The sequence below is a fragment of the Acidothermus cellulolyticus 11B genome, assembly GCF_000015025.1.
Taxonomy (GTDB): Bacteria; Actinomycetota; Actinomycetes; order Acidothermales; family Acidothermaceae; genus Acidothermus; species Acidothermus cellulolyticus.
Map to the genome: position 1 here is coordinate 545,076 of NC_008578.1, position 22,937 is coordinate 568,012.

Annotated in this window: 23 protein-coding genes; 11 read left to right on the forward strand and 12 right to left on the reverse strand. The window is 66.1% G+C overall.

The genetic code is table 11. The annotated features are described in order from the left end of the window. Positions 1–53: 53 nt before the first annotated feature. Entirely contained in the window at positions 54–293 is a 240-nt protein-coding gene (locus ACEL_RS02635) for a DUF2249 domain-containing protein (protein ID WP_011719347.1), read from the reverse strand. Positions 294–309: 16 nt separating this feature from the next. After that, entirely contained in the window at positions 310–666 is a 357-nt protein-coding gene (locus ACEL_RS02640) for a hypothetical protein (protein ID WP_011719348.1), read from the reverse strand. Positions 667–836: 170 nt separating this feature from the next. On the opposite strand from ACEL_RS02640, the gene ACEL_RS02645 reads away from it, so the two are divergent. Then, positions 837–2,111, forward strand: coding sequence for a hypothetical protein (locus ACEL_RS02645; protein WP_049751351.1), 1,275 nt, complete (start codon positions 837–839; stop codon positions 2,109–2,111). A gap of 507 nt (positions 2,112–2,618) precedes the next feature. Further along, a complete protein-coding gene (locus ACEL_RS12110) occupies positions 2,619–2,834 on the forward strand; it encodes a hypothetical protein (protein WP_041834897.1) in 216 nt (71 codons plus the stop codon). 381 nt (positions 2,835–3,215) lie between these two features. Here ACEL_RS12110 and ACEL_RS02655 read toward each other — a convergent pair whose 3' ends face one another. Further along, a complete protein-coding gene (locus ACEL_RS02655) occupies positions 3,216–3,749 on the reverse strand; it encodes a hypothetical protein (RefSeq protein ID WP_011719351.1) in 534 nt (177 codons plus the stop codon). 97 nt (positions 3,750–3,846) lie between these two features. Between ACEL_RS02655 and ACEL_RS02660 the strand changes: the two genes are divergently transcribed. Then, the gene (locus ACEL_RS02660) at positions 3,847–5,025 is read left to right on the forward strand and encodes a GAF domain-containing sensor histidine kinase (RefSeq protein ID WP_011719352.1); all 1,179 of its coding nucleotides are present in this window, start codon (positions 3,847–3,849) and stop codon (positions 5,023–5,025) included. A gap of 77 nt (positions 5,026–5,102) precedes the next feature. On the opposite strand, the gene ACEL_RS02665 is transcribed toward ACEL_RS02660, so the two are convergent. Then, the gene (locus tag ACEL_RS02665) at positions 5,103–5,699 is read right to left on the reverse strand and encodes a hypothetical protein (RefSeq protein WP_011719353.1); all 597 of its coding nucleotides are present in this window, start codon (positions 5,697–5,699) and stop codon (positions 5,103–5,105) included. A gap of 265 nt (positions 5,700–5,964) precedes the next feature. On the opposite strand from ACEL_RS02665, the gene ACEL_RS02670 reads away from it, so the two are divergent. Together ACEL_RS02670 and ACEL_RS02675 are read left to right on the forward strand one after the other, a co-directional pair. Beyond that, positions 5,965–6,642 (forward strand): response regulator, encoded by a 678-nt coding sequence (locus ACEL_RS02670; protein WP_011719354.1) that lies wholly within the window; start codon positions 5,965–5,967, stop codon positions 6,640–6,642. 309 nt (positions 6,643–6,951) lie between these two features. Then, the gene (locus tag ACEL_RS02675; protein WP_011719355.1) at positions 6,952–7,518 is read left to right on the forward strand and encodes a universal stress protein; all 567 of its coding nucleotides are present in this window, start codon (positions 6,952–6,954) and stop codon (positions 7,516–7,518) included. Between the two features lie 66 nt (positions 7,519–7,584). On the opposite strand, the gene ACEL_RS02680 is transcribed toward ACEL_RS02675, so the two are convergent. Continuing rightward, positions 7,585–10,320 carry a bifunctional acetate--CoA ligase family protein/GNAT family N-acetyltransferase gene (locus ACEL_RS02680; protein ID WP_011719356.1) on the reverse strand — a complete coding sequence of 912 codons (2,736 nt, stop codon included), beginning with the start codon at positions 10,318–10,320 and terminating at the stop codon, positions 7,585–7,587. Between the two features lie 159 nt (positions 10,321–10,479). On the opposite strand from ACEL_RS02680, the gene ACEL_RS02685 reads away from it, so the two are divergent. Both ACEL_RS02685 and ACEL_RS02690 read left to right on the forward strand, forming a co-directional pair. Continuing rightward, positions 10,480–12,873, forward strand: a complete 2,394-nt coding sequence (locus ACEL_RS02685; protein WP_011719357.1) for a phosphoketolase family protein — start codon at positions 10,480–10,482, stop codon at positions 12,871–12,873. Beyond that, positions 12,867–13,901 (forward strand): acetate/propionate family kinase, encoded by a 1,035-nt coding sequence (locus tag ACEL_RS02690; protein WP_011719358.1) that lies wholly within the window; start codon positions 12,867–12,869, stop codon positions 13,899–13,901. Before ACEL_RS02685 ends, ACEL_RS02690 begins: the two co-directional genes overlap by 7 nt. Positions 13,902–14,047: 146 nt before the next feature. Here the strand turns inward: ACEL_RS02690 and ACEL_RS02695 are convergent, their stop codons facing one another. The 3 genes from ACEL_RS02695 to ACEL_RS02705 are packed head-to-tail and all read right to left on the reverse strand — an operon-like array spanning position 14,048 to position 15,905. Further along, entirely contained in the window at positions 14,048–15,202 is a 1,155-nt protein-coding gene (locus ACEL_RS02695) for an NAD(P)/FAD-dependent oxidoreductase (protein ID WP_202943399.1), read from the reverse strand. Between the two features lie 9 nt (positions 15,203–15,211). Then, a complete protein-coding gene (locus tag ACEL_RS02700; RefSeq protein WP_011719360.1) occupies positions 15,212–15,448 on the reverse strand; it encodes a sulfurtransferase TusA family protein in 237 nt (78 codons plus the stop codon). A 43-nt stretch (positions 15,449–15,491) separates the two neighbouring features. Next, positions 15,492–15,905 carry a DsrE/DsrF/DrsH-like family protein gene (locus ACEL_RS02705; RefSeq protein ID WP_011719361.1) on the reverse strand — a complete coding sequence of 138 codons (414 nt, stop codon included), beginning with the start codon at positions 15,903–15,905 and terminating at the stop codon, positions 15,492–15,494. Between the two features lie 441 nt (positions 15,906–16,346). Here ACEL_RS02705 and ACEL_RS02710 point away from each other — a divergent pair, with 441 nt between their 5' ends. Beyond that, positions 16,347–16,967: a hypothetical protein gene (locus tag ACEL_RS02710; RefSeq protein ID WP_041834899.1), complete on the forward strand. Its 621-nt coding sequence runs from the start codon at positions 16,347–16,349 to the stop codon at positions 16,965–16,967. Positions 16,968–17,132: 165 nt separating this feature from the next. On the opposite strand, the gene ACEL_RS02715 is transcribed toward ACEL_RS02710, so the two are convergent. Next, on the reverse strand, positions 17,133–17,918 hold the full coding sequence (locus tag ACEL_RS02715) for an acetate uptake transporter family protein (RefSeq protein ID WP_011719363.1): 786 nt from the start codon (positions 17,916–17,918) through the stop codon (positions 17,133–17,135). 522 nt (positions 17,919–18,440) lie between these two features. Between ACEL_RS02715 and ACEL_RS12210 the strand changes: the two genes are divergently transcribed. Together ACEL_RS12210 and ACEL_RS02725 are read left to right on the forward strand one after the other, a co-directional pair. After that, positions 18,441–18,608, forward strand: coding sequence for a hypothetical protein (locus tag ACEL_RS12210; RefSeq protein ID WP_169303179.1), 168 nt, complete (start codon positions 18,441–18,443; stop codon positions 18,606–18,608). A gap of 292 nt (positions 18,609–18,900) precedes the next feature. After that, positions 18,901–20,037: an EAL domain-containing protein gene (locus tag ACEL_RS02725; protein WP_011719365.1), complete on the forward strand. Its 1,137-nt coding sequence runs from the start codon at positions 18,901–18,903 to the stop codon at positions 20,035–20,037. 30 nt (positions 20,038–20,067) lie between these two features. Here ACEL_RS02725 and ACEL_RS02730 read toward each other — a convergent pair whose 3' ends face one another. Then, the gene (locus ACEL_RS02730) at positions 20,068–20,628 is read right to left on the reverse strand and encodes a YceI family protein (protein WP_011719366.1); all 561 of its coding nucleotides are present in this window, start codon (positions 20,626–20,628) and stop codon (positions 20,068–20,070) included. A 335-nt stretch (positions 20,629–20,963) separates the two neighbouring features. Between ACEL_RS02730 and ACEL_RS11870 the strand changes: the two genes are divergently transcribed. Continuing rightward, positions 20,964–21,419 carry a MarR family winged helix-turn-helix transcriptional regulator gene (locus tag ACEL_RS11870; protein WP_420794986.1) on the forward strand — a complete coding sequence of 152 codons (456 nt, stop codon included), beginning with the start codon at positions 20,964–20,966 and terminating at the stop codon, positions 21,417–21,419. Between the two features lie 181 nt (positions 21,420–21,600). Here ACEL_RS11870 and ACEL_RS02740 read toward each other — a convergent pair whose 3' ends face one another. Then, complete coding sequence (locus tag ACEL_RS02740; RefSeq protein ID WP_011719368.1) at positions 21,601–21,981, reverse strand: CBS domain-containing protein; 381 nt, start codon at positions 21,979–21,981, stop codon at positions 21,601–21,603. Positions 21,982–22,088: 107 nt separating this feature from the next. Beyond that, a complete protein-coding gene (locus tag ACEL_RS02745; RefSeq protein ID WP_011719369.1) occupies positions 22,089–22,886 on the reverse strand; it encodes an inositol monophosphatase family protein in 798 nt (265 codons plus the stop codon). Between the last annotated feature and the right edge of the window lie 51 nt (positions 22,887–22,937).

Consider the following 22,937-nt stretch of genomic DNA (forward strand, 5'->3'; position numbering starts at 1 on the left):
AGGGAATCGCCGATCCGGCCGCCTCATGTCAGCGGTAGCGGTGGTACGCGGTGTCACGGGGCCGTCCGGCCGATCCGGACCCGCCAGACGTCCGGCCCCGTTTCGACGTAATCCCAGGTGAACTCGCCGGCATGCTCGGCGGAGAACTGGTAGTACAGCGGCTTCGGGTCGTGGTCATTGACCAGGAGAAAACCCTCTCCGGGCTGCAGCGCCTGGTAGGTACGGAAAATGAGCTCGTGGCGGCGGAATGGTGGTTCGTTGCGGACATCCAGCACCTGCTCGGTGTCGCTCATGCGTTCTCCTTCAAGGTCAATCCGTGAGGGATATGCGGACGGTTGAGGCGGCGCCGCGACCGTTGCCGGGAGCCGGCTGCGCGGGTCGCGCGGTGACGCCGTTCAGCGCAGCGGGGACATCGTCGTCGTCCCGCGACGGCAGCTGGGCGAGGTAGTGCAGCAGCCCGACCAATCGGTGATCCGTCTCCGGACGGCGAAGTCGGAGTGCGGCCCACGCCTCGGCCGCGAGCCGGCTGGCGCGGGCGGGGTAGCCCGCCTCGCCCAGTGCACGGAGTGCCCGGATGAGGAATCTCAGCGTGGCGAGAACCTCACCGCGCTCATCCGTCTCGCTGGGTTCGCTTCTGCTCGTGGTCGAGAACTGGCTGCTTCCCATCCCGTCGCCACCTCGTTGTTACTAGACCGTATCGTTTATATAGTGACTTATGCAAGATATCGAGTGCGGGGCGGGGTGAGATCCTTCACGGTAAGGACGATTCTTCGACGCAGGGTAAGGGCCGGCCAGTGACCATCGGCTTGACTAACCGGGTCGAAAGACCCAGGCGGATGTCCGTCCCGCGCGGGCAATGGCTCGGTATCGCTCATCTCCCGATCGGCGCATACCTGACCGCCGGATTCGTGGCGCTCATCGGTCACGCCTGGGGTGTCATGCCGCGGTGGCTTGCCCTCCACCTCACGGTGCTTGGTGCCATAACGAACGCAATCATCGCGTGGTCCGCGCACTTCACCGACGCCCTGCTCGTCGTCCCCCCGGACCAACGCCGGCCGCCCATCCGCCGCCTGCTCATGCTGAACACCGGCGTCGTTGCCGTTCTGGTGGGCGTGCCTGCCGGGTCGAACGGTGTCGTCATCGCCGGCGCAGTTCTGATCGCCGGTGCGATCGTCGGACATATTGCGGCAATTGCCCGACGCATCGCCGTGCGGCGGGGCCGCCGATTCGGCTGGGTGGCCTGGAGCTATGCGGCCGCGGGCGGTGCGTTGATCGCAGGGAGTGGATGCGGTGCCGCGTTGGCGGTCGGCGTCACCGAACCGTGGCAGTCGCGTGTCTTTGCCGCGCATGTCCTGCTCAACGCGCTGGGCTGGATCGGCCTGACCGTTCTCGCCTCCCAAGGCGCAATGTGGCCGATGGTCCTGGCGACGCGGCCGCCTGCTGAAGCCGAGTACGCGACCCGGCTCACCGCCGTTGCTGCTCCCCTCGGTCTCGGTGTTGCGGCGGGCGGCGCGCTGGCGGGCTCCGCGGAGATCGTTCGCGCCGGGCTATCCGGGTACGTCGTCGCGATCGGCAGTGTGCTCTTCGCGTTCGTCCGATCCGCCGTGGGCCGTCGGCTCTCCTTCGCCGCATGGTCGATGGCGGCGGCCGACGGGTGGTTGGGGTGGGTGGCCGTTGACGCCGGCGCAGCGGGCGGCCTCACCGCGATCGGTCAGCGTCTGGACGCCGCCGTGCCGTGGCTGGTGGCTGGGTTTGTCCTTCAAGTGTTCGTCGGCGCCTCGACGTACCTGGTGCCCGTCGTGTTCGGCGGCGGGCCGTCTCGGGCGCCGCGTGTCGCCGAGCGCCTGCACCGCGGTTGGTTCGGCCGGTGGTTGCTGCTCAATGCTGCTCTCGCCGTCGCCGCCGTCTCATCGTCGCCGACGCTTCGCCGCGGCGCGTGGGTGGCCGCCTTCGGCGTCCTCGGCGTTGCGCTCGTCCTCCTCGGGACCGCAGTAATCGGCTCGATCCACCTGCGGCGCCGGGGAACACGGGCGGGCCGCGGGCGACTGTACGGCGTACGCGAACGCGATGGTGCTCCCACCACCGATGGAGGCGGACGTGGCGTCGATTAACCGGAGTTGTGCGCGAACCAGGATGTGCCGGAATTGCCGACGCTGCCGCTGGAGATGTGGAACAGCTGGAGATGTGGAACAACGGCGCGTACGCGAACGATGACGCAGCCTCCCACCGCTCGGAGAGCCGCCTACTAGGAGCCGCTGCTCGCTGCCGCGATCGCTGGCGCTGAGCAAAGCTCCGATGATGTCGGCTTAGGCTGCTTATGCCGAATCAGCGCACCGCCGGCTTCAGCGACGCTTAAGCCACTGGTGCACGCTTTCGGTGAGGATGACCTCGTACGGAAGGCTTCGCAGGTCTTCCGCCGTTACATGTAAACCCTGAGCCTGAGCGAGGCTGGCCAACCACGACCACGGGTGATCGTCCGGGCATTCGTCGTCGTCTGGGCGGACGACGTTGAGAACGTTTCGCGTGATGCTGTCCGCGGTCTCGTGGTTCCAGCTATGGATGTCGCCTGAGCCCGACTCGCCGGACGATCTCCATCCGATCGTGAATCCTCGGCTCTCGTGCAAGATCACGCGTCGGCCATCGTCCAGCGTCACGAACTCGCTGACAACGAAGCTCTGGGAGTGCGCGTCTTTGGCACCCTCCTGCCTGAGGTCGCAGATAGCACCAAGTCCGGTGACGCGACCACGGTTGTCGGGGCGAAGCTCGACGTGATCGTCAATGGCGTCCGGATGCGGGTGCCATCCACCCCCCGTATCACTGCTGAGCGCCTGTGATCGCCTTGCCTTTAGGCGATCACGCCACCGGCTTTGGCCTGGCTTAGGCATTTCGCCGCCAAACTATCAAGGGCTACCCGAATGCGCTGCTGGGGCTGGACCGCTGCACCGCGCGCTGCGGTACCGGTTGGTCGCGGTGCCGCGACCAACCGCGGCGGATCCGCCGTCCGCCGCTTGACGTTTCCGCCGGGAGAGGCGTCGTCTGCATCTCCCACCTGGGTGACGCGTACCCGAGCGGCTTTCTCGCGGTACCCGCCGAATCCCTTTGCCCGCGCCGCATTGGCCCATGCCCTTTCGGCCGCGACAGCGGACGCGACAGGGTACGGACCGGGGGCCGCGCAACCAGGACCGGCGGGCCGAGACGACGCGTAAGCGGCCGGGTCAGGACAACGATTGCTTCCGGCTGCGCTCGGTGTTCGGCACCGCCTCCTCCACGGCGGCGCAGAGACTCCGGAGAAACGCGCGAAGCGTCGACTCAGCGAGCCGACGCAGGACTAGCTGGTCCAGATGCCAACCCAGGGCGCCGCCCGGCGGCTGATAACGGCCGAGCAGAGTCAGTCGGGTCTGCCAGGTGCCGAAGGGCGCGATTTCTAGGTCGGCGTCAAGTTCGGGAAAGAGCGACGGGGCGCCCGACGCCCGCCAGGAGAATGCCACCAGCGCCAGGTCACCGCGGATGCGCAGCGGTTCACAGCGCAACTCGACGGTCTTCGCCAGCACCGCCGGCCAGTTCGCCGGACAGACCCGGCCGCGGAGCCGCTCTCCTTCAACCCGGGCATCCTCAAGGGCCCGCTGGAACAGCCGCCGCGCATCCTGGCCGATCCAGGCGACGACCTCCTCGTACGGTCGCTCAGCGACCTGGAAATCCTGGACGAAGACCACCCGGCGGTCTTCGGTGTCACCCGCAAGGTCAGCCACGTGAGAATCCCTTTCCTCTGCTGCTTTCGAGGCTCGCGCGGCGCTCGCTGGTTCGCTAGAGTCCTTCGACCCGTTCGGTGCGTGTCACCATGGGGATGTGCCGCACCGCGCCATCCGCGACCCGGAGCAGCTCCATGCCCTCCTGGATGCTGTTCTGCTCATCGAACAGGACCTCGATCTGCGCTCGACGCTGCAGCGGATCGTCGGTGCCGCATGCGCGTTGACCGGCGCGCGATACGGCGCCCTCGGCGTCCTGGATGCGGCCGGAACCGGGCTGAGCGAATTCGTCTATACCGGATTGGACGCCGAGACCGCGGCGCGCATCGGCCCGCCCCCCAAAGGCATCGGCGTGCTCGGACTGCTCATCAGAGACCCGCGCCCGATCCGGCTCGCTGACCTCGCCGCGCATCCCGCGGCTGTGGGCTTCCCACCGGGGCATCCACCCATGCGGAGTTTTCTCGGCGTCCCCGTGCGGGTGGGTGACGACGTCTACGGGAATCTCTATCTCACCGAGAAACGTGATGCGGCGGAATTCACCGCCGACGATGAAGCGCTCGTCGTCGCGTTCGCAAAAGCCGCCGGGCTGGCGATTCGCAATGCGCGGCTGCACGCCCGGGTTGAAGAGCTTGCCCTCGCCGCGGACCGCGAACGCATTGCGCGCGAGCTGCACGACACCGTCATTCAGCGGCTCTTCGCCACCGGGCTGGCGCTCCAATCCGTGGTGCCGATTACTGAGGTTCCGGCGGTCCGCAAGCAGATTCTGGAGACGGTCGCGGACCTCGACGAGACGATCCGGCAGATTCGGACGACGATTTTCTCCCTCGAGCCGCCGCCTGAGACGGCCCCGAGTTTGCGCGCCCGCCTCCTTGAGATCACTTCTGACGCGGCGCGCGGGCTGGGATTCGAACCGGAGGTCCGCTTCGCCGGCCCGGTGGACGCCGTTGTTCCCGAGCCGATTGGCCGGGAAATTCTCGTCGTTGCTCGCGAGGCACTCGCCAATGTGGCGCGGCACGCGCATGCGCGTCACGTCGAGGTGCGACTGGCGGTGGATGGCGGGGAGTCTGCGGCGGGCGGTGCGCCCGCAGCGGTGATTCTCTCGGTCACCGACGATGGGGTCGGTGTCGACGAAGCGGTGATCCACGGCGGCCGGTCGCGCCGCGGCGGTCACGGGTTGCGGAACATGCGGGAGCGGGCCGAGGCGCTGGGCGGTGTGTTCTCCATCCAGCCCGTTGACGGTGGGGGGACGCTGCTCGAGTGGCGCGTGCCGCTGACCTGACCCGTTGCCGTTCTCAAATCCCGCACTGCGCAACGACCGGGGACCCGTTCGGGTCCCCGGTCGTTGCGCAGCTGTGGTCAGGCGTGCTGCGGCTGGGCCTGGGGCTGGCCCCGTGGCTCGGAGGTGAGGATTTCGGCTTGCGGCGGAGTACGCCGCGCGTGCCAGAAGCCGAGGCCGACGAGGATCAGCATCACACCGGCGAGGATGAACGCCGCGATGCCGCCCCAGAAGGCGATTTCACCGAAGACCGAGAACGCGTAGGCGGTCAACAGCAGGCCGCGGAGCGTCGTTCCCTGGAATGACGTCTGCTTCAAGGCTTGCAGTTTGGCGTCGTTAGGGTTCTTCAACGCCAGCTCACTGATCTTGGCGTACACACCGCCGTAGGGCATCTCCGAGAGGTGCACCGCGATGAAGTGGTCGGCGTACGCCTTGGCTTGCGCACCCGTGAGGACTTGCTGGCCGGCGTACTTGGTGAGATACGGGCCGATCTTCGGGTTGGCGAGCTGCGGGTCGCCCTTCTGCGGGAAGAAGATCTGCTGCTGGGCGAGCTGGTTGTGCACGCTGGAGTTCGCGAAGCTTGCTCCCCACATCGCCAGCGCCCCGGCGACGATCAGGACGAGGGCGACGAGCAGACCCCCGGCGCTGACGAGAATGTCGAAGACCTTGCGCTTCATGGTCCTACTCCCTTCCGGGAATTCCACTTTTCTTGTCACTTTGAGTCTTTCCTTGGGACCCGCTAGCGGCCAGGGACGAAGGGCGCATCTAATGGGCGGGGAAACGGCGGGTCTTTGGTCCCGGGAACGGTGCAAACGGGCTTTCCGTGCGACGTCCGCCGTCGTGTGGTGTCCTCGCTTGCCGGCCGATGCCGGTACGCTGGTCTTCACGCGCTCGATCGAGAAATCGGGCGGATAGCAGGCGCTGGCCTCGTCGAGGAGGGACATGACCGAAGAGCGTCCGCCGATCCGCGTCTTCCTCGTTGACGATCATGAGGTGGTCCGCCGCGGTCTGACCCAGCTCCTTGAGGCAGAGTCGGACATCCGGGTTGCCGGTGAGGCTGGTACGGCGGCGGAAGCGCTGGCACGGGTGCCGGCGGTCCGCCCGGACGTCGCGGTGCTCGACGTCCGGCTTCCGGACGGTGACGGCGTCGAGGTGTGCCGTGAACTCCGGTCGGCGCTTCCCGGACTGGCGTGTCTCATCCTCACGTCCTTCGCCGACGACGATGCGCTCTACCGGGCGATTCTCGCCGGCGCGTCGGGATACGTGCTCAAACAGATTCGGGGCAACGAAATCGTGTCGGCAGTGCGCACGGTCGCGGCCGGCGGCTCGCTGCTCGACCCGGTGACGACCACCCGTGTCCTCCAGCGATTGCGTGATCAGGCGGAGCGTCCCGAGCCAGGGAATCCGTATGCCGCCCTCACGGAACAGGAGCGGCGCGTGCTGGAATTGATCGGCGAAGGTTTGACCAACCGCCAAATCGGGGAACGGCTCTTCCTCGCCGAAAAGACGGTCAAGAATTACGTGTCATCGATTCTCGCGAAATTAGGGTTGCAGCGGCGCACGCAGGCCGCGGTCCTCGCCGTCGAACATCGCCCGCGCGGGTCGCAGCCGCAGACGTAGCAGCCGTCCAGGTCTTCGTACGGCGATCGGCACGTGACGGCTGTCGTTGCAGCGCAGGCACTTGCGCTATCAGGCTTCAGCTCTTTCGGTGGCTCGCCGAAATCCCGCGCGCTGGTTGACCGCGCTGGATACGCTCGGCACGTGGTATGCGCGGTGCGCGCAAATCCCGCGCCGCTGGGTGACCATACAGGTGGGATCGGAGCAGCGGAACAGGGGCATTGGGCCCATTGGCACCGGACTTTCGGCCGTATCGCAGCTGAGCGGCACGCGATGGGATCCTCGTAGAGCGCGCGGGACGGAGGTGCCGCCATGATAGAGGTCATTCAGCGCTCGGAACCTGTGGCGCTCCCCAGTGTTGTGCCGTGGCGTCTGCAGCGGATTGTCGTCGGTGTCGACGGATCGGAGAATTCGCTTGCCGCGCTCTCGGCTGCGGTTCAGCTCGCTGCACGTGACGGTGCGACGGTCGAGGCCGTCTGCGCCTATCACACCTATCACTCGGCGTACTTCGATGCCCTGTTGACCAAGCATTACGGTTCCAGGCCGCCTGACTATGTCGGACCGGGAGCACCGTCGGGTGCCGCGGGTGACGCGCTGGACACTCTGGAAGAGGCCGCACGCAAAATCATCGGCCCCAAGCTGCCGGATACCCTCCTGCTCCGCGCCATTCAAGGCCATCCAGCGGATGTGCTCGTGAAGGCGTCGGAGAATGCGGACCTCCTGGTGGTTGGCGCCCATGGCCGCTCCGGCGTCCTCGGCAGCCTGCTCGGTTCGACCACTCAAACCTGCATACGCTATGCCGGCTGCCCGGTGCTTGTCGTACCGCCGCAGGTAAAGTCGCGCTTCTCGGCTGAACAGACGGCGGTGGTGATGCGCTAACGCTCCGCGGCGGAGATCCCGGACTCCGCTGGCGTGGCTGCCAGACGTGGTAGGGATTTTTTGCGGCTAACGCAGCCGGCGTACCAACGGGTCGTCGTGTGGCGCTGGCGCGAGACGCACCTTGGCGTCGAGGGCGACGGCACCGTCTGGGGAGACGAGCACGGGATTGAGATCCAACTCGGCGATTTCCGGCAGGGCGCTAGCGAGCTCCGCCAGTCGCAGGAGCATGTCCCGGAGTGCCTCGACTTTTGTCGGCGGCGCATTCCGGTAGCCGAACAGCAGCGGCGCGGTGCGGAGCGACCGGATCTGTTCGTCGGCTTCTTCGACAGTGAGCGGCGGCAGGCGGAACGCCCGGTCGGCAAGCAGGTCGCTCGCCACGCCGCCCAGGCCGACCATCACCACTGGCCCGAACGTGCGATCGGTGACGACACCGAGCGCGGCTTCCACCCCGCCGCGGAGCATCGGCTGGACGACGACCCCGGTGTCACCGAGGTCCAGCCGGCTTGCGATGTCGGCGAATGCGGCGGCGACGTCCTCCGCGGAGGTGAGGTTGAGCTTCACCGCGTGGAGCTCAGTCTTGTGCACGAACGATCCCGCCGCGGGTTTGAGCACGACCGGGTAGCCGATGCGCTCAGCCGCCGCGACGGCCTCCGCGCTGCTCTTCGCGGCGACGGTGGGAGCGAGTGTGATGCCATACGCCGTAAGGAGCTGGACGGCGGCGGGCGTGTCCAACCAGGTGCCTTCGGGATGTTCAGCCAGCGTCGCGGCGACGAGCGCCGCCGCCGACTCTCGATCAAGGTCCTCGAAGTGCGGGAAGGTTCCCGGACGGCGCCGCCGCCACCGCGCGTACCGCTCCGCCGCGGCGAGCGCGCGGACCGCTGGCTCGGGGAAGGCGTACACGGGAACCAGCAAGCGTCCTGACCCGTCGGTGAGTTCGTCGGGTATCCCGGGATGACCGAGCAGGCAGGCGACGAAGGGCTTTCCGGAGTATTCGCGGGACACCTTGGCGATCGCTTTCGCCGTTTCAGGGATGGAACCGGGCCGGATTTCGGTGAACACGACGACGACGGCGTCAACCTCAGGATCATGAGCAACGATTCGGAGGGCGGCTTCAAAAACACGTGTCTCCGTGGAGGCGACGACGTCTACCGGATTGTCCACCGCCGCGCCTTCGGGGAGCAGTGACCGGAGCAGGGTCCGGGTTCGCTCCCCAAGCTGGATGACCTCGAGTCCCGCTGCCTCGCATGCGTCGGCGGCGAGGACGCCTGGCCCGCCACTGTTACCGACGATGGCGACCCGGCGGCCGGCCGGGAGGGGAGCGACGTCGAAGAAGGTCGCGACGTTGAAGAGATCCTCTAACGAATCGACCCGCGTCACACCGGCTTGTGCAAAGAGGCTGTCGACGACGACGTCAGGCGTTGCCGCGGCCGCAGTATGCGACGCGGCTCCACGGATTCCGGCGAGGGTCCGGCCCGCCTTGACCGCGACGATCGGCTTGGCCTTGCCCACCCGCCGGGCTATCCGGGCGAACTTGCGCGGATTGCCGAATGACTCGAGGTAGAGGGCGCACACCCGGGTGCGGGGATCGCTCTCCCACGCGCAGAGGACGTCGTTTCCTGAAACGTCGGCTTTGTTGCCGGCCGAAATGAACGTCGCGAGACCGACGCCCGACCGCGCGGCGTGGTTGAGCGCGGCGATTCCAACAGCCCCGGATTGCGACATGAGGCTGATGCCGCCGGGCGGGGGCATGGTGGCGCAGAAGGTGGCATTGAGGGAAATTTCCGGGTCGATATTGGCAATTCCCATGCAGTTGGGGCCGATCAACCGCATCCCTGCAGCGCGGCAGATGGCGAGCAGTTCCCGTTGCCGTTCGGCACCCTCGGCACCCGCTTCCGCGAAGCCGGCGCTGATGACGACCAGGCCGGCGGGGTGACGCTGCGCCGCCTGGCGGGCGACGGCGAGAACCTCAGCGGCCGGAACCGCGACAATGACCACGTCGGGCGACGCCGGCAGGTCAGCGAGAGACGCATACGCAGGCACGCCGGCGACGCGGTGTCCCGATCGGTTGATGGCGAACACCTCACCGCGATAGCCGCCCTGCACGATGTTGACGAGGATCTGGTGGCCGAGCCCTTGCGGGTTCGCGCCGGCTCCGACCACGGCAACCACCTTGGGCGACAGGACACGGGCGAGCGATCGGGCATTGGCGGCGGCTTCGCGCCGGTCCACCGCCGCGCGGTAGGTCTCGTCCATGGTGAGCGGGATTTCGAAATGCACCACTCCCTCGAGGCTTCGTGCCTTGCGGGGGAGACCGATATCGCGGAGCATCCGCAGCATGGGATTGTTCTCGGGGAGGACTTCGGCGATGAACGTCTTGACGCCGTTCTGTAACGCCAGGGCAGCCAAATGTTCAAAGAGCAGTGTGCCGACGCCGCGGCCGCGCTGCGTATCCTCGACAAGGAAGGCGACTTCGGCTCGTGTCCTGTCCCAGTCGAGAGTTTCGTAGGTTGCCAGCCCGATGATGCGTCCCCCCAGTTCGGCGACGAGCACGAAATGACGGTCGTCGGGCGGGCGGCACAAAGCGGCGATGTCTTCTTCGACGCTGGCGCGCGACATGGTGAAGAAACGCATGTAAATCGTGTCGTCGGAGACACTCGCGTACATGTCACGCAGCGCCGACGCGTCCGTCGGACGCACCGAGCGGATGTGCACAATCCCTGCGTCGGTCAACAGGGCGTCGATGTGGACTTCCTCGGACCGCACTCCGCCGTGGATGCGTTGTTCCTCCGTCGATGCCGTCATCGCGGTACTCCCTCCGTGCCGACTCGACGGTACCCCGGGAGCGGATGCGTGGACAGGCAGCGGAAGACCCGGCGAACCGGGCCGAAAGTCCCAGTGAACCGGCCGGAGCCGCGGATACTGTGCGATCGTGGAGCTGTCCGCGCCCAGAGAGGAGTCGATATGACCGAACCGACCGCCGGCCCTGGTGATGCCGTGCTCTCCGATCAAGAACTCGCTGCCATCGACGCGTACTGGCGGGCCGCGAATTACTTATGTGTCGGCCAACTCTACCTGCTGGACAATCCGCTCCTGCGCGAACCGCTGCGTCCGGAACACATCAAGCCGCGGCTGCTCGGCCACTGGGGGACCACGCCCGGCCTCAACTTCATCTACACGCACATGAACCGCTTCATTCGCCGTGACGATTGGAACGCCATTTTCATTACCGGGCCGGGACACGGCGGCCCGGCTCCGGTTGCGCAGGCGTATCTCGAAGGGACGTACAGCGAAATCTACCCGTCCATCACGCGGGACGAAGAAGGATTGCGCCGGCTCTTCCGGCAGTTCTCTTTCCCGGGCGGTATCCCGAGTCACGCGGCGCCGGAGACGCCCGGGTCCATCCATGAGGGCGGCGAATTAGGGTACAGCCTGGCGCACGCTTTCGGCGCGGTGTTCGACAATCCCGACCTGCTCGCCGTCTGCGTCGTCGGCGACGGTGAAGCGGAGACCGGGCCGCTGGCCACGAGCTGGCACTCCAACAAGTTTCTCAATCCGCGGCACGACGGTGCGGTGCTGCCGATCCTGCATCTCAACGGCTACAAAATAGCCGGGCCGACCGTTCTCGGCCGGATACCGCGTTCGGAACTGCTCGCCCTCTTTGAGGGCTATGGTTATCGCCCGCTGCTGGTGGCCGGCGACGATCCGGCGGCCATGCACCAGTTGATGGCCCGGACCCTCGAGGAGGCGCTGGACGACATCCGGGAGATCCAGCGGCGTGCGCGCAGCGGCGTTCCCGGCCGGCCCACCTGGCCGATGATTATTCTCGAAACACCCAAGGGGTGGACCGGTCCCTGCGAGGTTGACGGCCGCCCGGTCGAGGGCAGTTTCCGCTCGCACCAGATACCTCTTACCGATCCCCGCGGTAACGCCGAGCATCTCGCAATGCTTGAAGCATGGATGCGCAGCTACCGACCGGAAGAGCTCTTCGACGCCCACGGCGCCGTCCGACCTGAACTCACCGACCTCGCGCCGCGGGGAGCCCGCCGGATGAGTGCCAATCCGCATGCGAACGGCGGTGTCTTGCTCCGTGACCTCTTCCTCCCTGATTTCACCGCATATGCCGTTCCGGTGGAAAAGCCGGCGACGACGACTAGCGAGGCGACTCGGGTGCTCGGCCGCTACCTGCGCGACGTGCTTGCCCTCAACGCGGAGAGTCGGAATTTCCGGATCTTTGGTCCGGATGAGACGGCGTCGAACCGTCTCGACGCCGTTTTCGACGTCGAGAACCGCATGCTCAACGCGGACATTCTGCCGACCGACGATCACATTGCGCCCGACGGACGGGTTATGGAGGTGCTCTCCGAGCACCTCTGCCAGGGTTGGCTTGAAGGGTATCTCCTCACCGGCCGTCATGGGCTATTCAATTCCTATGAAGCGTTCATCCACATCGTTGATTCGATGTTCAATCAGCATGCGAAGTGGCTCAAGGTGACCCGCAGCCTCCCCTGGCGGCGTCCGATCGCGAGCCTGAACTATCTCCTCTCGAGCCACGTGTGGCGGCAGGATCACAACGGCTTCTCGCACCAGGATCCGGGCTTCATCGACTTGGTCGTCAACAAGAAGGCTGAAGTCATCCGGGTCTATCTGCCGCCCGACACGAACACGCTGCTCTCAGTGATGGATCATTGCCTGCGGACGAGGAATTACGTCAACGTCGTCATCGCGGGCAAGCAGCCGGCGCTCAACTACCTTTCCATGCCGGACGCCATCGCACATTGCACCCGGGGAATCGGCGTGTGGAGCTGGGCCAGCAACGACATGGGTGACGACGGCAGAGGGGAACCGGACGTCGTCATGGCCGCGGCAGGTGACGTGCCCACGCTTGAGGCTTTAGCAGCCACCGCACTGCTGCGGGAATTCTTCCCGGATTTACGGGTCCGCTTCATCAATGTCGTTGACCTTATGCGGCTGCAGCCGAGCAGCGAGCACCCGCACGGGCTGACTGACGCAGAGTTCGACGCGTTGTTCACCACCGACAAGCCGGTCATCTTTGCCTTCCACGGTTACCCATGGCTCATCCATCGGCTCACCTACCGCAGGACGAACCACAAGAACATTCACGTGCGCGGCTACAAGGAAGAGGGGACGACGACCACGCCCTTCGACATGGCCATGCTCAACGACATCGATCGCTATCACTTGGTGATGGATGTCATCGATCGGGTACCGAGCCTGGGCACCCGTGCCTATCACATTCGACAGCGCATGGCCGATGAACGTCTGGCGAAACGGCGTTACACCCGGGACGTGGGTGACGACCATCCGGACGTCAAGAACTGGGTGTGGCCGTGGTAGGCGACGTCCGGAGGGTGCTTGTCGTCAATACCGGCTCGAGCAGCACGAAAGTCAGCCTGGTTGTCGACGGCGCCGTGACCGACCGTTGGTCGAGCCTCGATGTCCCACTCCCTGATGTCGACGCGGTCGCTCATCGATTCGTACATGGAGGCGAGCGACTCGGCCCGGTGGCGTTGATCGACAACCAGGTGCGGACCGCGCTGGAGGCGGCGGCCGAGCTCGCGCCTCTGCACCAAGGCCGGGCGCTTGAGGTTCTTGACATGCTGCAGAGCCGGTTGCCGCAGGTGCCCCACGTCGCGTGTTTTGACAGCGCTTTTCATGCGACCCTTCCGCCGGAAGCGGCGACGTACGCGCTGCCTGCGGAGTGGAACGAGCGTTATCACATCCGCCGATACGGCTTTCATGGCTTCTCGCATGCGTGGGCAGCTCGGCGGGCGCGTGAGTGGTGCCCCGGTGCGCGGCGGGTGGTCACGTGTCACCTCGGCAGCGGTGCGTCACTGGCGGCCGTCTGCGACGGGATTTCCGTTGACACAACCATGGGTTTCACGCCGCTCGAAGGATTGGTGATGGCCACCCGCTCCGGTGATGTCGACCCGGGGCTGGTCCTCTGGCTTGCTGAGCGTGAGCCGGACGTGGCAGCGGCGCTCGCCAGCCGCTCGGGTCTTCTCGGTCTTGCCGGTACCGCTGATATGCGGGAGATTCTCGCCCGCGATGATGAGCAGGCGCGGTTGGCGCGTACTGTCTACCTTCACCGGCTGCGCAAGGGAATCGCTGCAATGGCCGCAGCGATGGGCGGTATCGACGTCTGTATTTTCACCGGTGGGGTGGGGGAGAACGCCCCACAGATTCGCGCCGGTGCCGCCGACGGATTGGAGTTTCTCGGCATCAGCATCGATCCGGAGCGGAACCAGCGGGCGGTGCCGGACGAGGAGATCTCCGCGTCAGGGGCGAGAGTGCGCACGCTCGTTGTTGCAGCCCAGGAGGATCGGCAGATCGCCGAGGACGTTCGTCTATTCTTCCAGCGTTAGGTTCTGAGACCGTGCGGCGATCGTGCCGCTGTCGGCGGGGTCTGCGGCGGGTGTCCGAAAGCGCCGAGAGCTGACAGCGTGCGACAACTGTGATATCCGCCGTGGGCAGTGCTTTCGACCACCTTTGGTCAGGGACGACTCGCCCTTTAGAGGCGCCCCTGCGGTACCGTCACCCAGTAGGCCTGGTTGAGCACGGCTTTGCCCAGGTGCCAGATACGTGACGGCTGCGGCGGCCTGGGTTCGTGGTCGTAATCGAAGACTAAGTACGTCGCCTTACCGCCGCCGGTTTCCAGGAAGCACATGACCTTTCCGTGGTACGTGCCGCGTGTTGGGTCGACGGGCCGCTGTTCGACTGCGGCGGTGATGCGTTCGGCGACGACCCTGGCTTCGAAGTGTGCCGTCGAACCGGCCTTGCTGATCGGCAGGTCGGTGCAGTCGCCAATCGCGTAGACGTTCTCTTGCCCTCGGACGGCCAACGTCTGCCGGTCCACCGGTACCCAGTCGCCGTCGGTGAGGCCTGCATTTCGCAGGACGGCCGGCGTTGTGTGTGGTGGAACGATGACCGCGAGATCGTAGTCGTAGGTCTCGTCTTCCAGGGTAGTGACGATGTGCTTTTCCGGGTCGACGGCCGCGACGTTGACGAAGGTGTGCAGCTCGATGCGGCGCTCCTCGAAGATCGGCTCGATCATGCGGGAGGCGGAGGCGATGGTGAAGGCACGGTTGAGCGGGGAAAGAAAACGGATCGTGGTCGCCGATCGCAAACCGCGCCGGCGAAGGTAATCGTCGAGCAGGAAGGTGAATTCGATGGGCGCCGGCGGACATTTGTACGGAATTCCAGCAACGCCAACGAGCACGGTGCCCCCGGAGAACTCGTGCAACGCAGTATGGAGACGCTGAGCTCCGGCAAGCGAGTAGAAGTTGTGGCTGCCCTCGGCGAGTCCTGGGATGCGTTCGGGGGCGAGCTGGGAACCGAGTGCGATGACAAGAAAGTCGTACTCCAGGTTCTGCCCGTGGCGCAATCCGGCCGTTCGACTGGCGGGGTCGATGGTGGTCACCTCGTCGACGACAAGGCGGATGTCTCGTCGCAGCAGCGATCGGAGGTCGCGCCCAAGGGAGCGCGTCGGCAGTGGACGGAATGCCGCGTAAAGGAAGCTCGGCTGGTAGATGTGCAGCCCGGTTCGGTCGACGAGTGTCACCTGGGCGCGGGTGCCGAGACGCCGGGCGAGAAGGTTGGCGGTCAGCGTCCCGCCGACGCCGCCGCCGAGCACGACGATGCGGGGTCGATGTCGGGTGTCCACCACTATCCCGCCTTACCGTGCCTTGCGGACCACGAAGCGGGCATAGTCGCCGTGATCCTCGATGGCGAGCAGTTCGTGCTTTGCCTTTGTCACCCAGGCAGGGATGTCGGTCCGGGATCCGGGATCCTTGCTGAGTACGGCGACGACGTCGCCGACCTGGGCGTCACGAATCGCATGGATCATCTCCATGAGCGGACCCGGGCAGAAGGAACCCCTCGCGTCGATTTCCTTGTCAGCGGTGACAGACATCATTGACCTCCCGTCATTATGTGAGAACCGTGGAAGTTCATCGTCAGATGAACAGGATTTGGCCGTCGTCGGCGAGTTCAATGAACCGGCCGACGCCGATGACGTCCTCGACCATCGGATCGAGGTCTTCCTTGCCGATTCCCATGAGATCTGCCGTCATTGCACACGCGTGCACGTGCACGTCGCCTATATCCGATGCCTGCCGGAGGACCTCATGCCAGGGAGGAACGTTTTTCTCCTGCATCAATGTACGTAGTGCCTCGGTTTGGGCGCCGTATTCTGCAGGCAACGGTCGTGGGTTCCCGAGTTCGCTTGTGCGGAGGGCGGTCAAGCCCCAGAACGTCAAGAAGATGTGGGTTTCGACACCCATCGCCGCCTCCCCCGCCGCTATTGTTGCGGCGGCCTGCAGCCGGTCGGCTGTGCCGGAGAAAACCACGAGAGACATTTTCTTCGTCATGGCCCTGGCCTCCTCGCTCGTTGTGTCTCCACGCTAGTGAGGGCAGCGGTGTGTCATCTGCGGACGAAGGTCCTGACGTCGTGAAGGAATTGGTCCCGGTGAGTGCGGATAGCGGGCTCGTCTCGGCGGTCGTTTGTGAGCCCGTCGGACATTGGTCCCGGTGAGTGCGGATAGCGGCGGTCCGGAGCGGGCCGCACGAGTCTGACTGCCGAATCAGCCTGGCGGCCGACGTGTTTCAGCCGCTGCCATCTCTGTCGGCGGCGGAGTTGGGCTCATCCGAACGGATGAGGCACGCCGGGCGTTTGGGTGTTGAGCCGGTGGCATTTCGCGCCGAAGAAGACGACGAGGTGACTCATGCTTGACCGCAGGAGTCACAGTGGTCCGGGCTGTCGAGAGCGGCCGCCTCGGGAGCGAGGGGCAGCCGGCCTCAACGAAAGGGAGGTGGATGTGAGGCGTTCGGCGACGTGGTGGCGGCGAATCGCCGTCGGCCTGGCCGTGGGTTGCGCGTCCATCCTGGGTTTGGTCGGTTTGCCATCCATCGCTGTCGCAGCGCCGAGTGCCTCCCCAGGGTCGGTGATCGATTGCCTGGACTGGCAGCAGCGTGCGGCATCCGGCACCGCCTGTGCCGACATCACGCCGACATTTGCCTGTGTGTGGAACAACGGCGATGGCACGTACACCGCGGCGCTTGGCTATGTGAACCCGTCGTCGTACACGCTCGAGCTGCAACCGGGCAGCTATGTGAATTCCTTCTACGGCAAGAAGGGCGACCCCAACAACTGGGGTCAGCCGGCGCTGTACCCGCCCGGAACGTCGACGACGTATTTCACGATTACGTGGTCACAGCAGTGGCAGTACACCCTGCTCTGGCAATTAGGGACCGCCGGTCACACCGTAACCTTCTCCTCCGCCAGTACACCGTGTACCAGCAAACCGGTCTCCATCATCGGGAACGTCGGTCTCGTCGGTGCCGCGCTGCTTGGCGCTCTCGTCGTGTTCGTCTTCCTCAACCGGCGCGTGGAACGTCGCCGCCGTGAAACGACGAAGGCGTCCGCGTGCTGAGACGACGTCCGTGCGCTGAGACGACGTCCGTGCGCTGAGACAGAGAAAGCGCGACGTGTGCGTGACCGCTGCCGCGCGGCCGAATAGGAATCGCGGCTGGGCGCCCGTGGGCGGGTACCCAGCCGCGATCGGGTTCCCGGTCGAGACTGATCGGATGTTCTTCGGCTATTGCCCTATCCGCACACCTGGTTCGCCCGCGCTGAACTCAAGCGGCTGAATGGCTGAGCGGCCGGGAATGCTCGCCCCCTTCGCAAGCCGCCCACTGGGCAGTACGGTCCGGCCGGTTGCGCCTTCGAAGACCATCGCGCCCGCCACCAACCAGGCAATTGCGGCGGCGATGACGAAGAGCACCCCACCGGCGCGCGTGGTGTTCAGATCGCCTGCCCAGAATCCCGCCGCGCTCAGGCCGGCGGCTGCGGTGAGCGTCCATGCCACCGCGGCGAACCCGAGGTGGTACGGGATGGCGGCAAGGGCGGTGAGCAGGGTGACGGCGCCGACCGCCAGGAACCAGAACGCGAGTCCGGTGTCAGCGCTGCCGATGGCGATCGCCGAATTCACACCGGTCGCCACCAGGATTTGCAGAACACCCCAGGCGAGCCAGAAGGCTCCCCAGGTGCCGTGCAGCGCGACGGCGACGGCGTCCCGGGCGCGCAGGGCGGCGAATCCCGCGACGAGCTGGGCCAACCCGCCGAAGAGCATGACGAGCGGCCACAGGACGGCGGGTGTGGCGTCCGTTCCGTACCATCCCGCTTGCCACGCTCCCACCATCACGGCGGCCACGAACAGGCCGAAGAAACCGAGGATGGAGGGTGCGGCCATCGGACTCAGCGTGACGCGAGTGCGCGCCAGCCACCCGGTTTGGTCATCGGGATAGACCAGCTGCGCACTGGATGTCATGGGGTTTTCGGCTCGCGGATAGGGCTCCGCTGTCCGCGCATTGCTCGCTTCCATGATCCTCACCTCGCCTAATGTGATCTGGAGCGGCGCTGGATTTGTGTCCCCAGCATCACTATTACCCCGATATTGGGCAGAGATCCATAAACTTTTACGGTTCTCCGGCTGCGGGCGGTCTGGCCCTGGGAGGCCGGACGGTTCTCCGGCTGCGGGCGGTCTGGCCCCGGGAGGCCGGACGGTTCTCCGGCTGCGGGCGGTCTGGCCCCGGGAGGCCGGACCCAGGCGGTACCGCGGACGTCGGCAGCACCGGGATCGTCAGCGCTGCTTAGCGCGTTCGATCGCCGATCGGGTCGCGTGCGTCGATCCGGTCGTTCGACGGCCAACAGCAGTCGGCGAACGGTGACGCGTCACGGACTCGTGGGGCCCACCCTGCGAACACGTCGCGATCGTCGTCAGTGGTGCGGACGGCCTATGGGATCGGGGCCGGTGGATGCTGGGCCTGCGTCGCAATGTCTGGGCCATCGGGGAGAATCAGGGCAGGGCAGTGTGGTTTCGCCAGCCTGTGGAATGGAGGTCGTCGTGGAGCACACCCAGCAGGACGTCGGAGCGATGATCTCATTGACCCCTGAGCAGTATCGTCGTGCAGCGCTTGTCGTCTGCGGTCATGCGCGTGATCGCGATGATGCTGCCGAGCTCCTTGACGCTCTCGGCCTGCGGGCGGCGCTCTCCTCGCACGCGGCGGCGTAGCTCGATCACAGACGGCATCGGTCGGCTCGCACCCTCGATAGGTGTCCGCGACCCAGGTGCGGCTGGATTCGTTCGCGAGATCGCATCATCATGCCCTGCTGATCGCCAATTCGCCAATGCGGTGCTCATGTCGCGCGGATCTGGTGAACACGGATCCATGGGGGACCGGTTTGGCGCGGTAATGGCGAGATGTCGGATTCCGTGCGTCCCAAGAGCTGAGGAAGCGGCGACCGGGCGCCGATAGAGGTCAGGAACAGGACTCCGAACAGTTGAGCGCAGGGCGGGAGCGTCGATGCCGACGGAAGCGACCCGCGGCGCCGTGCCTGCCGAGGGGAGCATCGAAGCCTGTGCGCGGTTGCTCCCCGGGTTGCTGCGTGATCCCGAGCAGCCGCGCCTGGTGTTTCAGCCGATCGTGGATCTCGATCGCGCGGTGGTCGCAGGGTACGAAGCGCTCGCTCGCTTCGCCGTGTCGCCTCCGGTCGCGCCGGATGTCTGGTTCGCCGCCGCGGCGGCCGGCGGGCTCGCCGCCGAATTGGAACGGCGAGTCGTGCGCCGGGTCCTTGCGGCGCGGTCTCACCTGCCGCCGAACTGCTTTCTCACCGTCAACGTGTCCCCGCAGGCGTTGACGACCGATGACGTTCTCGACGAATTCCGGCACGGTGGAGACCTCGCCGGCATTTTTGTCGAGCTGACCGAGCAGCAGCACGTCCTGGATCTCGCCGCGACCCACAAGGCGCTGGAGGAATTGCGGCAGCACGGGGCCATGATTGCGATGGACGACGCCGGTTCCGGCTATTCGGGACTCCAACGGCTCGTCGCCCTTCGCCCGGAACTCATGAAAATTGACCGCTCATTGGTCAGCGGTATTGACAGCGACGAAGCGAAGAAGGCATGTGTCGAGATGCTGCGTGTCCTGGCCGGGCGGCTGGACGCCTGGCTTCTGGCCGAGGGTGTCGAGACTCCCGAGGAACTCCGCACCCTCGTCAGTCTGGAAGTCCCGCTGGCGCAAGGTTTTCTTCTTGGTCATCCGGTAGACGACTGGCGCGGGCTGGACGCCCGGACCACGGCGCGCATTCGCGTGGCAGCCCGGGAGCTTCTCGGTTCCCGCCAACTGGTCCGATTGGTGGAGCGGGTGGCCATCCGGACGCCGGAGGCGGCCGAACCGCCGGGTTCATCGGACGTCGTTGTCTGCCTGGACGGCGACGGCCGGCCGGCATCGCTGTTGATTAACAGCGACGCCGGCCGGCCGCGGACCGTCCCCGTTACGCTGCAGCTCCCGGCGACGACTCCGATCACTGAAGCGGCGCGACAATGTCTCGATCGCCCGCAGCCATACCGGTTCGATCCGGTGCTCTGCGTGCACGAGGACGGGACCGTCGCCGGAATCGTGCACGCGGAACGAATTTTTGACTTTCTCACTCGCCGCTGACGTGACGGCGCCGAGGCGGAATTACCGCGCTTATTTTTGCAGGATGGCTTCAATTTCCAGATTGATGGTGACCTTGTCACCGACGACGACGCCGCCGTTGTCGAGGGCGGCATTCCAATTCACGCCGAAATCACGCCGGTTGATTTCCGCCGTCGCCGAGAAGCCCGCCCGGGTGCCGCCGTATCCGTCCGGACCGAAGCCGTTGACCTCGACGACCAACGGGACGGCGCGGGTGACGCCGCGAAGGGTCAGCTCACCGTCCACGATGAAACGGTCGCCGTCACGGCGAACACCCGTGGAGCGGTACGTCATTGTCGGATGATGCGCAACGTCGAGGAAGTCGCTGGACCGCAAGTGGTTGTCACGGTTCTCGTCACCGGTGGAGATCGACGCGACATCAATGGTCGCGGTCACCTGCGAGTCCAGCGGATTCTCTGCGGTGATGATCTGCCCGTCAAACTTGGTAAACCGGCCGCGGACTTTGCTGACCATCATGTGCCGGACGGTGAAGCCCACTTCGGAGTGGACAGGATCAATGGTCCAGGTACCCGCGATGTAGCCGGGCAGGGTCTCGACCGTGGTTGTCGTCATGACGCCTCCATGTTGGTTGAACGCTCAACTACTTGTCATGAGAGCATAACGCTTGAGAGTTCAACAATTATTCCGGTCCGGTGAGCGGTGTGATCAGTACGATGAACGCCATGAGTCCTCAGTCCGCCGCATCCAGGCTGGGTGCTGCCGTGTCGCCTCGGCCGGCGGAGAGGGGACGGACGGTCAGCGCTCGCCCCGGCGACGGGGGACACTCGCGGCCCGCGGTTGCTCAAGGCGGACACCGAACACCCGCCGGCGCGTCCCCTGGAGCAGCCGGGTCGGAACCGCGCTGGCTCACCGACGACGAACAACGCGTCTGGCGGCTCTTTCTCGCCGTGAACCGGCTGCTCTGGGCGCGGCTCGAGCAGGAGCTGCAGCGGGACGCCGGCATGCCGCACGCGTATTACGAGGTTCTCGTCCATCTGTCGGAGGCTCCGGGCCGCCGGCTGCGCATGAGCCAGCTTGCGGAGCGGTCACTCTCCTCGCCCAGCCGGCTCTCTCACGCCGTGAATCGACTGGAGCGACTCGGCTGGGTGGTCCGCGAGGCACTGCCGGCGGACCGGCGCTGCCAAATTGCCGTTCTGACCGACGCCGGTTTTGCCGCCCTCGCCGCGGCCGCACCCGGCCACGTCGAGGGCGTGCGCACCCACCTCTTTGACGCCCTCACCCCTGAGCAGGTGCGGCAACTGGGCGACATTTGCCAAGCGATTGTCCAGCGGATCAACGCTGTGCCGTGTCGGCAATGCGCACCGCCGACGCGCCCACGAACCGGCACGGTACCAGACAGCTAGCCGCGACGGGACATGCCGGTCATGCCCGGCGTACCGACAAACTGGCACATGGCACGGGCGGCCGGCCGCGCACGGCGCGTGCCCGGCGTACCGGCAAAACCGTACGGCACCGGAGACAGTCATGAACTCCAGAGGAAGGCTTCCTTGTATATCGTGCCGCGATATGTCGCGGCGTGGCCGGTCACCGTACCCCGGTGCTCACCCAGGATCGGACGATGTCCCGCATCGCAAGGACACCCACGACCTCGTTACCTGATAACACGACGAGGTGGCGGAAGCCGCCGCGAATCATCGCAGTGGCAGCCTGGTCCAGATCCCAGTCGGGCGCGGCGTACACCAGCTCGCGGGTCAGGTGAGCGCTGACAGGTTCGGCGTCCGGATTCTCACCCGCTGCGATCGACTCCAGGAGGTCGCGCTCGGTGATGATGCCGATGCCGTTCTCTGGGTCGATGACGACCGCCGCGCCGACTTTCCGCTCCGCCATCCGGCGGGCTACTTCGCGCAGGGTGTGATTCGGGCCGACCGTAAGGACCAGCGGGTTCATTGCATCCGCGACGCGCATGGTCCACCTCCTCGGTGTGCCACCATCGTGAACCCGCGACCCGCCGCTCGGCAAGCGGTTGTTCGCGGCAAGGCCGGCGCAGCCGCCACGTGCGTCCTGTGACGGACTCAGCCTCCGCGACGCGCCGATCCCGCGAGGTGAGAAAGGGCGGCGTCGTGCAGCCACGCGTTGGTGCAGAGGATGCTGGACGCCGCCGGGCTCGGGCCCCCGTCAACGCCGGTCACCCGCCCACCCGCTTCGGTCACGATGACGACGAGTGCTGCGGTATCCCAGAGCGACACCTCCGGCTCGGCGGAAATATCGACCGCGCCCTCGGCGACCAACACGTGCGAAAAGAAATCCCCGTACGCACGCGTGCGCCAGACCGCCTTCGTGAGGTTGAGAAAGTCAGAGACTCGGGTCCCCCAGCCGCCTAACCCGGAGTACGACAATGACGCGTCCGAGAGGTTGCGGACCGCAGAGACCTGATTACGCCGCGGTGCCGCACCCAGTCGTGCCGTCCAGCTGCCAAGACCGCGGCCGGCCCACCACCGCGACGCAAGGGCTGGTGCGCTGACGACGCCGATCACCGGTTCTCCGGCGTCCAGCAGGGCAATGAGCGTCGCCCAAATCGGCACGCCGCGGACGAAATTCTTCGTGGCGTCGATGGGATCGATGACCCACACCCGACCGTCCACCGGCTCGCCGCCGAATTCCTCGCCGAGCACCGCATCGCCGGGCCGATCGGCGGCCAGCACGCGGCGTACCTCGCGTTCGACCGACAGGTCGACATCGCTCACCGGGGTGAGGTCCGGTTTGGTCTCCACCCGAAAATCCATTGCCTGGAACCGGCTGAGGCTGATCTCATCGGCGAGGTCGGCAAGCCGGAGAGCCAACGCGAGGTCCGCGGCTGTTGGGTCGCTCATCGGTCCGCCTCTCGGTGCTTTCGCATTGGTCCGCCTCGCGGGTCGCTGATC